The following is an 11,820-nucleotide window of genomic DNA, read 5'->3' on the forward strand; positions in this document are numbered from 1 at the left end:
AGAAAGTAAAAAAACTAAAAAAAGTAAAAAGTGGTGACAGAATGTGCCTAATAAATCGATAACTCTTGCTGATTAAAATCAATAAAAATACGGATTCAAGCGATGGCTTAGCCGTTTTTTCAGCATCGTGGTTAAAAAAAGAATCTCACAATAAAAAACTGTGAAGTGCAGCGCCGGTGTGTGTGTTTTGTGGTGATATTGATTCTTAATTGTTAATTTATTGTAATGTTATTTAACTTTTCTCGGAGTAAAGAACAATTTATTGGCAATAAAGAGAAAATAGTTCCTATGAAATGGCTCAATAAATTAAGGGCTAATTATCTTAAAAATTTCATGCTGAGGAATATTCTGATTTTTTAGCTGCGCATTTTTGTTAAGCTAACATTAAGGTTGGGTTTGCTACAATTAATAATAAATCCTAGGATGGTAATTAAGTTGTGATTGTCGCTAAACGATATTTTCTCATTTTTTCATTTCTTTTTATTCAGTTAGCTTTCATTCCCCAGAGCGCTGCTGAAGATAAAGGCTGGTTCGCTACTTTTAAAGACAACGTCAGTGAAACCTGGCAGCAGCCGGAACATTATGATTTGTATATACCGGCTATTACCTGGCATGCACGCTTTGCCTACGATAAAGAAAAAACGGATCGCTACAATGAACGCCCGTGGGGGGCAGGATTTGGTCAATCCCGTTGGGATGATAAAGGTAACTGGCATGGACTTTATATAATGGCCTTTAAGGATTCCTACAATAAATGGGAACCTATTGGTGGTTATGGCTGGGAAAAAACCTGGCGACCGCTGGCCGATGAAAATTTCCATACAGGTCTCGGTTTTACCGCCGGTTTTACCGCGCGTGATAACTGGAACTACATTCCGGTACCCGTGCTGTTACCGCTGGCATCGATAGGGTATGGTCCGGCAACGTTCCAGATGACCTACATTCCGGGAACGTACAACAACGGTAACGTCTACTTTGCGTGGATGCGTTTCCAGTTTTGATGGACTACCTGTATTGTCAGGTGGATTATTAAAAAGTCTTTTTAAAACAGTGTGATATCAGCGTTAACTGAAAAATAACGCGACATTTATCACTTTTTGATAAAGTTCGACTGGACAAAGTGCACCACAATTGTTGTACTGATACCCGACACAGCATTTGTGTCTATTTTTCATGTAAAGGTAATTTTGATGTCTAAGATTAAAGGTAACGTTAAGTGGTTTAATGAGTCCAAAGGATTCGGTTTCATTACTCCGGAAGATGGCAGCAAAGACGTGTTCGTACACTTCTCTGCAATCCAGACCAATGGTTTTAAAACTCTGGCTGAAGGTCAGCGTGTAGAGTTCGAAATCACTAACGGTGCCAAAGGCCCTTCTGCTGCAAACGTAATCGCTCTGTAAGCATACGACAGCAAGCATTCAAAACCCGCTTAATTGCGGGTTTTTTTTCGCCTCAGTGTGCGGGAGAGGCCGAAACCAGCCAGAATGCCAGGGCGGTCATCGCAAATGATCCCAGCAGATTCACCAGCACATTCACCATAGCCCAACCAAAGCGTCCTTCCTGTAACAAAAACACCACCTCAGCCGAGAAAGTGGAAAATGTTGTTAGCCCCCCGCAAAAGCCAGTTGTAATCAGTACCTTCCACATTGGATCAATGTTTGTCATGCGATTAAACCATGCCAGACCCATACCAATGATAAATGCGCCAAGTAAGTTTGCAGCCAGCGTACCGAATGGAATGGCCTGATGTAGCGGGTTAAACCTCATGCTCAACATCCATCTTGCTACACTACCTGTACCACCACCGATAAAAACCGCTAAAAGGAGTTGTAACACTGCGTAATCCTGCTATTTGATTGTATATAGGATGAGTGTAACGCTGAATAATCGTGGTTGGCGAGCCTAACAACGTTTTCTGGAGGGAATATGTTCGTTGCAGCAGGGCAATTTGCCGTGGGACCTTCATGGGAAAAAAATGCAGAAACCTGCGTTTTACTGATGTCTCAGGCTGCGGGAGAGGGGGCATCGTTACTGGTATTACCGGAAGCGCTTCTGGCCCGTGACGATCTGGACCCAGACCTGTCAGTGAAATCAGCTCAATTGCTGGAAGGTGGATTTTTGACGCGCTTGTTGCGAGAAAGCGCGCAAAACGAGATGACGACAATCCTGACGATTCATGTTCCCTCTGTGCCTGGACGGGCGTATAACATGCTGGTGGCGCTACGGGCTGGTCAGGTAGTTGCCCATTACGCTAAATTACATCTCTACGACGCCTTTTCGATTCAGGAGTCACGAAATGTGGATGCAGGGGACGTCATAGCGCCGCTGCTGGACGTAGACGGGTTAAAAGTAGGGTTAATGACCTGTTATGATCTGCGCTTCCCAGAGCTGGCGCTGGCGCACGCATTGCAGGGAGCGGAAATTCTCGTATTACCCGCAGCCTGGGTACGGGGATCGCTTAAAGAGCATCACTGGTCTACGCTTTTAGCTGCAAGAGCGTTAGATGCAACGTGTTACCTGATTGCGGCGGGAGAGTGTGGTAATAAGAATATCGGCCAAAGCCGGGTCATCGACCCTTTTGGTGTGACCATTGCTGCTGCGGCGGAAACGCCTGCGCTAATTATGGCCGAGGTTTCTGCAGAGCGGGTAAGGCAGGTCAGAGCACAACTTCCGGTGTTAAGTAACCGACGTTTTGCGCCACCGCAATTATTATGACGTTTTTTTAAACAAGGCTTGATTCACCTTGTTACAGATTGCTATTGTGTGCGCGCGTCGAAAGGCCGTTAATATTCTCAGGTTAATATGGCGCTTTATGCAGCCTGGTTTAAGTGAAGAAGGTATCTATGGGTGAGATTAGTATTACCAAACTGCTGGTGGTTGCCGCACTGGTTGTTCTGCTGTTTGGTACCAAGAAGTTACGTACACTGGGTGGAGACCTGGGAACGGCAATCAAGGGCTTCAAGAAAGCAATGAATGACGATAATGCCGATGCTAAGAAAGATGCTGATGGTAGCGTTCAGGCTGAGAAGCTTTCTCATAAAGAGTAATGTCAGGAGCATGATGCTCATACTGCATACTCTGCATGAAAAAAAACCGGCAATTTGCCGGTTTTTTTATTACTGATATGTAAGTGAGTATTACACGATTACTTCACTTCCAGCCCTTTGGCCTGCATGTCAGCATGGTATGAAGAGCGAACGAATGGACCGCAGGCTGCATGGGTAAAGCCCATGGCCATAGCTTCGGCTTTCATCTCATCGAACTCATCCGGGCTTACATAGCGTTGAACCGGCAGGTGGTGGCGGCTTGGCTGTAAATACTGCCCCAGCGTCAGCATGGTCACGCCATGACTGCGCAGGTCACGCATGACCTCAATGATTTCTGCATTGGTTTCGCCCAGACCAACCATCAGACCTGATTTAGTCGGAATCTCCGGGTGCGCTTCCTTGAAACGTTCCAGAAGCTTCAGCGACCAGTTGTAGTCCGCCCCCGGACGTACATTGCGATAAATACGCGGTACGTTTTCGAGGTTGTGGTTAAACACGTCTGGCGGCGTGGCGGTGAGGATATCCAACGCGCGATCCATACGACCACGGAAGTCAGGCACCAGCGTTTCGATTTTAATCGACGGGCTTTTCTCACGAATAGCGGTGATACAGTCAGCAAAGTGCTGAGCGCCGCCGTCACGCAGATCGTCGCGGTCAACGGAGGTAATGACGACATAGCGCAGCGCCATGTCAGCAATCGTCTGAGCAAGTTTTAACGGCTCGTTAGCATCCGGAGCAACCGGACGACCATGGGCAACGTCACAGAATGGGCAACGGCGGGTACAGATTGCGCCGAGGATCATAAAGGTTGCGGTTCCGTGATTGAAACATTCAGCCAGGTTAGGGCAGGAAGCTTCTTCGCAGACAGAGTGCAGGCCATTTTTGCGCATTGCCGCTTTGATGCCCTGGATGCGAGTGGAGTCCGCTGGCAGTTTTATTTTCATCCATTCCGGTTTACGCAGCAGGGCTTCACGCTCTGTTGCCACATTTTTTACCGGGATAAGAGCCATCTTATCGGCATCGCGGTATTTAACACCGCGTTCCATCACAATGGGTTTACTCATAGCTTGCGTGTTCCAGTTGCGAATTACGAAGGAAAGCGTTTCAATTCAAGGGAATGTTGCATTTATCAACTATTTTTGAATTAGTGATACGCAGTATATCATTGAAACGGGCCAGAAAGCAGCCTGACAGGCTGGCAAAATGTAAAATAGTTGTTGTTTTGTGCCATTTGCCACAACATTTGCCGTGGCAAAGTATGACCGTATTTTCAGTCTGCAACGTACTCGTGCGGTGGGTTACCCAACAGCGCTAATATGTTGGCCAGCAGGCGTGGGCGAACGCTCTCGGTCGTGGCTGCGCTATCCCACTGCGATACTTTCGCCATCTCCATTCCGGCGTAACCACAAGGATTGATACGCAGGAAAGGCGACAAATCCATATCCACGTTGAGCGCTAAGCCGTGAAACGAACATCCTCTACGAATACGTAATCCCAAAGAGCAGATTTTCTTCTCCCCGACGTATACGCCAGGCGCATCGGCTCGCGGGTGGGCATCAATGCCGATTTCCGCAAGTGTATTGACGACGGTTTGTTCCAGCAGCGTAACCAGTTCACGAACGCCAAGTTTGCGACGCTTCAGGTTCAACAGCACATACATGACCTGCTGGCCCGGCCCGTGGTAGGTCACCTGGCCGCCACGATCGCTCTGGATCACCGGAATATCGCCCGGCATCAGTACGTGCTCTGCTTTACCTGCCTGACCCTGGGTAAAAACAGGATAATGCTCTACCAGCCAGATTTCGTCATAACTGTTTTCATCGCGGGTATCGGTGAATTCGTGCATGGCCAGAGAAACTGGCTCGTAAGGTTGAAGACCGAGCTGGCGGACCAGAATTTTATCCTGATACAAAACGGCATCTCCGTAGATACTCACATAGAGTAGAGAATATAAAAGAGGGGGAAAAGTATATCACAGGAGGGAGGGGTTACCCGAGCGGGGATGCAGCGGGTAACCAACAGGATTTTACAATACCATGCGTACGATATCGATATTGCCTAATTCTTCGTACAGCGTTTCAACCTGCTCAATGTGTGTAGCAGTAATAGTGATTGAGACCGAGTGGTAGTTGCCTTTGCTGCTCGGTTTTACCGTCGGAGAGTAATCACCTGGCGCATGGCGCTGTACCACTTCAACCACCTGATCAACCAGCTCAGGCAACGCCTGCCCCATTACTTTGTAAGTAAATGGAGTAGGGAATTCAAGCAGTTCGTTAAGTTTGGTTTTCATGTCAGCTCCGGCGTTACATCAATAAATAATAACTCCCACAGCGTGTGGGAGTTATCTGGATACCTAGTATATGGGGACGTAAATCACACTTTCAAGTGTTCGATTTTTAGCCAAACCAGTGATGGAACATTAATTTAATGTAATCAATGATTTTCCCAAAGAAGTTGCCTTCAGGGATTTCCTGCAGGACTACCAGCGGGCGCTGTTCGATGGTTTTGCCATCCAACTGGAAGTTGATGGTGCCGACAACCTGGTTTTTCTGCAGCGGTGCATGCAGTTCTGTGGTGTTCAGCACATAGCTTGCTTTCAGATCTTTCATGCGGCCGCGCGGAATGGTCAGGTAGACATCTTTATCTACGCCTAACGATGCACGATCTGTGTTACCAAACCAGGCCGGTTCTGAAGCAAACTCTTTACCGACTTTCAGTGGATTCACGGTTTCAAAGAAACGGAAGCCCCAGGTCAGCAGTTTTTTACTTTCGGTTTCGCGACCTTTATAGGTGCGGCCACCCATGACGGCAGAGATCAGACGCATCTGACCTTCGGTTGCGGATGCAACGAGGTTATAGCCAGCTTTGTCGGTATGACCGGTTTTGATACCGTCGACATTCAGGCTGTTATCCCACAGCAGGCCGTTACGGTTTAACTGACGAATACCGTTAAAGGTGAACTCTTTTTCTTTATAGATAGAGTATTCGTTAGGCACGTCACGAATCAGGGCCTGGCCAATCATCGCCATGTCGCGAGCCGAGCTGTACTGACCGTCAGCATCGAGACCATGAACGGTCTGGAAGTGGGTATTTTTCAGGCCCAGCGCGTTCACATAGCTGTTCATCAGACCGACGAAAGCATCCTGGCTACCGGCTGCGAAGTCCGCCATTGCCACACACGCGTCATTCCCGGATTGTAGGTTGATACCACGGATCAACTGGGAAACAGGAACCTGCATTCCAGGTTTCAGGAACATCAACGATGAACCTTTAAAGACCGGGTTACCAGTAGCCCAGGCGTCATTGCCGACAGTGACCAGATCGGTTTCTTTGAACTTGCCGGCTTTCATCGCCTGGCCGATGACGTAGCTGGTCATCATTTTGGTCAGACTGGCGGGGTCGCGGCGAGTGTCTGCGTTCTGTTCTGCCAGAACTTTGCCTGAATTGTAATCAATCAGGATATATGACTCCGCATCGATCTGCGGAACACCCGGAATCATGGTTTTAATATTCAGGTCATCGGCATGGGCAGCAGAGAGAGAAGCTGCGCAGAGAGCCGCGGTGAGCGCCATACGCTGCACGAAACGAGCGGAAAAAGTGGTCTTCATGGTCTGAACTACGACGTCCGTGATGAAATTAAAAAAAGTGCCCTACTATAGCAAATGCAAAACGGGCAGGCATCTGACTTTCCGCGTGACTTTGTTAATGTCATTTACAGAAACTGACAATTCAGATACCTGATTTACGTTATTACACGCCGGTGATGAAGGACTGTAATTGCGCCTCGGATTGAAGACGCTGCTGCAATGTGGAGGCTTCAGCTTTGCTGGCGAACGGCCCCATCTGGATACGCCAGACTGCGCCATTTTGTACCACCCGACCTGGGACGCCAAACTGCTGGCTTAAACGTTTTTGATACTGCTGCGCACGCGACTGCTCGCTGACTGCGCCAACCTGAACCACGTAACGTCCGTTGGCTACTGCCGCTGGAGCTGGTGCCGCGACGGCGGCTGGTGTTGCTGCTGGTGCGGTTGGTGTTGCCGGTGCGGTTGGTGTTGCCGGTGCGGTGATGGTCGGTTGCGGAGCCGGAGTCGGCTCGCTACCTTCCAGCACGCCTGCGGCGAGGGTGGTTGGCGCACCGAGGAATCCACCGCTGTTCACTGGCGCACCGGTTGGATCATCGCTTTTCAGCGTGGAATTGCTGATCGGACGAATATCGCCTTGCGGCTGACCCGCATCCGATGGCGAAGGCATACTTCCCATATTACCGCCACCGCTTAAATCAGGACGCGCGGGCAGGGCATAGGTTTGCTTTGCGACTGTCGTACACGCCATACCCGGACCGGACAATGAACCATCCTGGGCGACGATGATTGGGTCGATACGCACTTTGGTGTTGTTGGAGGTATTCAGACGGTCTGCTGCTGCACGTGAAAGTGAAATCACGCGATCGTTGCCATAAGGGCCGCGATCGTTTATGCGCACGACAATCATCCTGCCGTTTGCCAGGTTAGTTACTCTGGCATAGCTTGGGACTGGCAGAGTCGGATGCGCTGCGGTCAGTTGCATCGGGTCGAACGCTTCACCAGACGCGGTTAAGTTGCTTCCGGGTTCCGCATCATAGATAGCGGCAAGCCCTGCCTGGCTAAAGCGGGAAGGGTCCTGGACGATTTTGTAGCTCTTACCATCACGCTGATAGTCCTGATTCGCCGTTGGGTTCAGGGGTTCAAAGCGCGGATCGGCCCCGCTGATTTCAACAATCGGACCATTACACACCGCAGGCTGCGGCGCGACAGCACCCTGTTGCTGACCATCATCACTCGAACACGCCGCGAGCATTCCTGCTGCGATGCAGATACCAAGCCACTGCTTACGCATTGCGTACCCCTTACACGCTTTTCGACAACATTTTTCTATGGGTGTGGATCGACATAACAATCCCGAACCCGGCCATCAGCACGATAAGTGCCGAGCCTCCGTAACTGACCAGTGGGAGAGGAACGCCAACCACGGGCAGAATACCGCTCACCATACCAATATTTACGAAGACATAAACGAATAATATCAACATTAAACCACCTGCCATGACGCGACCAAAGGTGGTTTGCGCGTGGGCAGCGATCCATAATCCGCGCATAATCAGCAAAATGTACAGCGCAAGCAGAATTAAGATCCCTACCAGACCCAGCTCTTCTGCTAATACCGCGAAGATAAAGTCCGTGTGACGTTCGGGTAAAAATTCAAGCTGCGACTGCGTACCGTGCAGCCAGCCCTTGCCGCGTAGACCGCCGGAGCCAATAGCAATTTTAGACTGAATAATATGATATCCCGCACCCAGTGGATCGGTTTCTGGATCGAGCAACATCATGACGCGCTGACGCTGGTAATCATGCATCAGGAAGAACCACAGTATCGGGATAAACGCCGCAACCAGAACCACCGCAACACCGATTAAACGCCAGCTTAAACCAGAAAGGAACAGAACAAACAGACCGGAAAGGGCGACCAGTATTGAGGTACCGAGGTCAGGCTGAGCGGCCACCAGCAGGGTGGGCATAAATATCAGCACCAGTGCAATGGCGGTATTTTTTAGCGATGGCGGGCAAACATCACGGTTGATGAAGCGTGCGACCATCAGCGGCACGGCAATCTTGGCAATTTCGGAAGGCTGAAAACGCACAATACCCAAATCCAGCCAGCGCTGCGCCCCTTTGGATATCGCGCCGAAGGCATCTACCGCCACCAACAGGATGATGCAGAATATATAGAGATAGGGTGCCCAGCCTTCATAAACCCGGGGCGGGATTTGCGCCATCACCACCATGATGACCAGGCCCATTGCGATCTGGCCGACCTTGCGCTCCATCATGCCGATATCCTGGCCGCTGGCACTCCAGATGACCAGCGAGCTGTAAACCAGCAGCGCCAGCAAAATAAGCAACATCGTGGGATCGATGTGGATTTTGTCCCAGAATGTTTTTTTGTTCGGATTATCCGTCACGATTATTGGTCCTCCGCTGCTGCAACCGCGGGGTTTTCTGCAGGCAGATTGGTGTTGTTGTCGCCCAACATAATGTGGTCAAGGATCTGGCGCATAATGGTACCCACAGCCGGGCCCGCGCCACCGTTTTCAAGGATTATGGCGACAGCAACCTGGGGCTTATCATAGGGTGCGAAGGCCGTCATCAGCTTGTGGTCACGTAAGCGCTCGGCGATCTTGTGCGCGTTATAGGTTTCATTGGCTTTCAGGCCAAAGACCTGGGCAGTACCGGATTTCGCCGCAATTTTGTAAGGTGCGCCAGCGAAATACTTGTGCGCAGTACCGTTAGGACGGTTTGCTACACCGTACATACCGTCTTTTGCGATTTCCCAGTAACCGGAATGAATGTCACCAACGGGGGGTTCGTGTGGCTGTACCCACGGTACTTGCTTGCCGTTTTCTGCCGTACTCATCAGCAGATGCGGGACTTTTACCAAACCGTCGTTGATAAGGATCATCAGCGCTTTACTCATCTGGATAGGGGTTGCCGTCCAGTAACCCTGACCGATGCCGACCGGAATGGTATCACCCTGGTACCATGGTTTTTTAAACCGTTTTTGCTTCCACTCGCGAGTTGGCATGTTTCCCGCGCGCTCTTCGGCAAGATCGATGCCCGTATATTGGCCGTAGCCAAACTTGCTCATCCACTCTGAAAGTCGGTCTATCCCCATATCATAGGCGATTTGATAGAAAAACGTATCCGCCGACTCTTCCAGAGAACGGGTGATGTTCAGATGGCCGTGCCCCCATTTTTTCCAGTCACGGTAACGTTTTTCAGAGCCCGGTAATTGCCACCAACCTGGATCGAACAGACCAGTATTGCGGGTGATGACACCTGCACTTAATGCAGAAACTGCGACGTAAGGTTTAACTGTCGAAGCCGGTGGGTAAACACCCTGCGTGGCGCGGTTAACCAATGGGGTGTTCGGGTCATTGAGCAACCCGGAGTAATCTTTACTGGAGATACCATCGACAAACAGGTTCGGGTCGTAGCTCGGCATGGACACCAGCGCGAGAACGCCGCCGGTACGCGGGTCGGTAACCACCACGGCGGCGCGACTGCCTGCCAGCAGCGTTTCAATGTACTGCTGGAGTTTCAAATCGAGGGTGAGATAGATATCGTGCCCGGCCTGCGGCGCCACTTCTTTCAGCTGGCGAATGACGCGGCCGCGGTTGTTCACCTCAACCTCTTCATAACCGGTCTGGCCGTGAAGTACATCTTCGTAATAACGTTCAATACCCAGCTTGCCGATGTCGTGCGTCGCCGCGTAGTTAGCCAGTTTGCCGTCTTTGTCCAGGCGGTCTACGTCTTTACCGTTGATTTTTGATACGTAGCCAATGACATGGGTCAGCGCAGAGCCGTAGGGGTAGTAGCGGCGTTTATAACCTTTAACTTCGACGCCAGGAAAGCGATATTGATTAACGGCAAAGCGTGCGACCTGAACTTCACTCAGGTTAGTTTTTACCGGAATGGATGTGAAACGGTGTGAACGGGCGCGCTCTTTTTTAAAAGCGGCAATGTCATCGTCCGTCAGGTCTACGACGTTACGCAGAGCGTCGAGGGTATCCTGAACGTTGTCGACCTTTTCTGGCATCATTTCTATCTGATAAATGGTGCGGTTAAGGGCGAGCGGAATTCCGTTACGGTCATAAATGATGCCGCGGCTGGGGGCGATAGGCACCAGTTTGATGCGGTTTTCGTTCGAGCGGGTCTGATAATCAGTAAAGCGAACGATTTGCAGATTATAAAGGTTGGCGATCAGCACGCCGGTGAGCAGCAAAATCCCCAAAAAAGCGACCAGCGCCCGGCGCACAAACAGCGCAGACTCAGCCGAATAGTCGCGAAAAGAATTCTGTAGTTTCATCCGCTGCTTAATCTACTCAAGAATCAATGATCACTCACGGTGATAAGGATGGTTGGTGGTAATGCTCCACGCCCTGTACAGACTCTCCGCAACCAGAACCCGAACAAGAGGGTGAGGAAGGGTTAACGCTGAGAGTGACCAGCTTTGTTCCGCTGCTGCTTTACAGGCAGGAGAAAGACCTTCCGGCCCACCAATCAACAAACTGACGTCACGACCGTCCAGTTTCCAGCGTTCCAGTTCGGTCGCCAGCTGCGGCGTGTCCCAGGGTTTGCCAGGGATATCAAGGGTGACGATGCGGTTTTTGCCTGCGGCAGCCAGCATCTGTTCACCCTCTTTGTCGAGAATGCGTTTAATATCCGCGTTCTTGCCGCGTTTTCCTGCCGGGATTTCGATCAGCTCAAAGGGCATATCTTTCGGAAACCGACGGAGATACTCCGTAAAACCGGTTTGCACCCAGTCAGGCATTTTCGTACCCACAGCGACAAGTTGCAGCTTCACGCATTAACTCCAGAGTTTTTCCAGTTCATACAGGCGACGGCTTTCTTCCTGCATCACGTGGACAATCACATCACCGAGGTCAACGACGATCCAGTCTGCGACGTTCTCGCCTTCTACGCCGAGCGGCAGCAGACCAGCAGTGCGGGACTCCTGAACAACGTGGTCTGCGATAGACATTACATGACGGCTGGACGTGCCAGTACAGATAATCATGCAATCAGTGATGCTGGATTTGCCCTGAACGTCTAAGGCGATGATGTCTTGACCTTTCAGGTCATCAATTTTGTCGATTACAAAATCCTGAAGTGCTTTACCCTGCAAGTGTTCCCCCTGGGTGAAAAGAGTTAAAAACGTCTGTTAGTATACCTGA

14 protein-coding genes are annotated in these 11,820 nt (G+C 50.3%); 4 read left to right on the plus strand and 10 right to left on the minus strand.

Translation table 11 applies throughout. The features are described 5' to 3' along the window. The first annotated feature begins 437 nt into the window (after positions 1-437). Positions 438-1,001 carry a lipid IV(A) palmitoyltransferase PagP gene (gene pagP / locus OGV71_RS21525; protein ID WP_048219344.1) on the plus strand — a complete coding sequence of 188 codons (564 nt, stop codon included), beginning with the start codon at positions 438-440 and terminating at the stop codon, positions 999-1,001. 189 nt (positions 1,002-1,190) lie between these two features. After that, entirely contained in the window at positions 1,191-1,400 is a 210-nt protein-coding gene (cspE, locus tag OGV71_RS21530) for a transcription antiterminator/RNA stability regulator CspE (protein WP_000034825.1), read from the plus strand. 52 nt (positions 1,401-1,452) lie between these two features. On the opposite strand, the gene crcB is transcribed toward cspE, so the two are convergent. Continuing rightward, a complete protein-coding gene (crcB, locus tag OGV71_RS21535; protein ID WP_003831281.1) occupies positions 1,453-1,836 on the minus strand; it encodes a fluoride efflux transporter CrcB in 384 nt (127 codons plus the stop codon). A gap of 90 nt (positions 1,837-1,926) precedes the next feature. Between crcB and OGV71_RS21540 the strand changes: the two genes are divergently transcribed. Together OGV71_RS21540 and tatE are read left to right on the plus strand one after the other, a co-directional pair. Continuing rightward, positions 1,927-2,715 (plus strand): deaminated glutathione amidase, encoded by a 789-nt coding sequence (locus tag OGV71_RS21540; protein WP_061548066.1) that lies wholly within the window; start codon positions 1,927-1,929, stop codon positions 2,713-2,715. A 128-nt stretch (positions 2,716-2,843) separates the two neighbouring features. After that, positions 2,844-3,047 carry a twin-arginine translocase subunit TatE gene (gene tatE / locus OGV71_RS21545; protein ID WP_003022699.1) on the plus strand — a complete coding sequence of 68 codons (204 nt, stop codon included), beginning with the start codon at positions 2,844-2,846 and terminating at the stop codon, positions 3,045-3,047. A 98-nt stretch (positions 3,048-3,145) separates the two neighbouring features. Here tatE and lipA read toward each other — a convergent pair whose 3' ends face one another. The 9 genes from lipA to rsfS form a co-directional block, all read right to left on the minus strand. Next, the gene (lipA, locus tag OGV71_RS21550; protein ID WP_003022702.1) at positions 3,146-4,111 is read right to left on the minus strand and encodes a lipoyl synthase; all 966 of its coding nucleotides are present in this window, start codon (positions 4,109-4,111) and stop codon (positions 3,146-3,148) included. Positions 4,112-4,317: 206 nt separating this feature from the next. After that, positions 4,318-4,959 carry a lipoyl(octanoyl) transferase LipB gene (lipB, locus tag OGV71_RS21555; protein WP_003022703.1) on the minus strand — a complete coding sequence of 214 codons (642 nt, stop codon included), beginning with the start codon at positions 4,957-4,959 and terminating at the stop codon, positions 4,318-4,320. 114 nt (positions 4,960-5,073) lie between these two features. Then, on the minus strand, positions 5,074-5,337 hold the full coding sequence (gene ybeD, locus OGV71_RS21560) for a DUF493 family protein YbeD (protein WP_003022706.1): 264 nt from the start codon (positions 5,335-5,337) through the stop codon (positions 5,074-5,076). 106 nt (positions 5,338-5,443) lie between these two features. Then, positions 5,444-6,655 carry a D-alanyl-D-alanine carboxypeptidase DacA gene (dacA, locus tag OGV71_RS21565; RefSeq protein WP_003022711.1) on the minus strand — a complete coding sequence of 404 codons (1,212 nt, stop codon included), beginning with the start codon at positions 6,653-6,655 and terminating at the stop codon, positions 5,444-5,446. A 142-nt stretch (positions 6,656-6,797) separates the two neighbouring features. Further along, positions 6,798-7,925, minus strand: a complete 1,128-nt coding sequence (gene rlpA / locus OGV71_RS21570; RefSeq protein WP_286534004.1) for an endolytic peptidoglycan transglycosylase RlpA — start codon at positions 7,923-7,925, stop codon at positions 6,798-6,800. A 10-nt stretch (positions 7,926-7,935) separates the two neighbouring features. After that, entirely contained in the window at positions 7,936-9,048 is a 1,113-nt protein-coding gene (gene mrdB, locus OGV71_RS21575) for a peptidoglycan glycosyltransferase MrdB (protein ID WP_003022718.1), read from the minus strand. Positions 9,049-9,050: 2 nt separating this feature from the next. Further along, on the minus strand, positions 9,051-10,952 hold the full coding sequence (gene mrdA, locus OGV71_RS21580; RefSeq protein ID WP_286534006.1) for a peptidoglycan DD-transpeptidase MrdA: 1,902 nt from the start codon (positions 10,950-10,952) through the stop codon (positions 9,051-9,053). 30 nt (positions 10,953-10,982) lie between these two features. After that, positions 10,983-11,450 (minus strand): 23S rRNA (pseudouridine(1915)-N(3))-methyltransferase RlmH, encoded by a 468-nt coding sequence (gene rlmH, locus OGV71_RS21585; protein ID WP_003022725.1) that lies wholly within the window; start codon positions 11,448-11,450, stop codon positions 10,983-10,985. Between the two features lie 3 nt (positions 11,451-11,453). Beyond that, positions 11,454-11,771 (minus strand): ribosome silencing factor, encoded by a 318-nt coding sequence (gene rsfS / locus OGV71_RS21590; RefSeq protein ID WP_003022728.1) that lies wholly within the window; start codon positions 11,769-11,771, stop codon positions 11,454-11,456. Positions 11,772-11,820 lie beyond the last annotated feature (49 nt).

It is taken from the genome of Citrobacter sp. Cf088, assembly GCF_030334295.1.
Classification (GTDB): domain Bacteria; phylum Pseudomonadota; class Gammaproteobacteria; order Enterobacterales; family Enterobacteriaceae; genus Citrobacter; species Citrobacter freundii.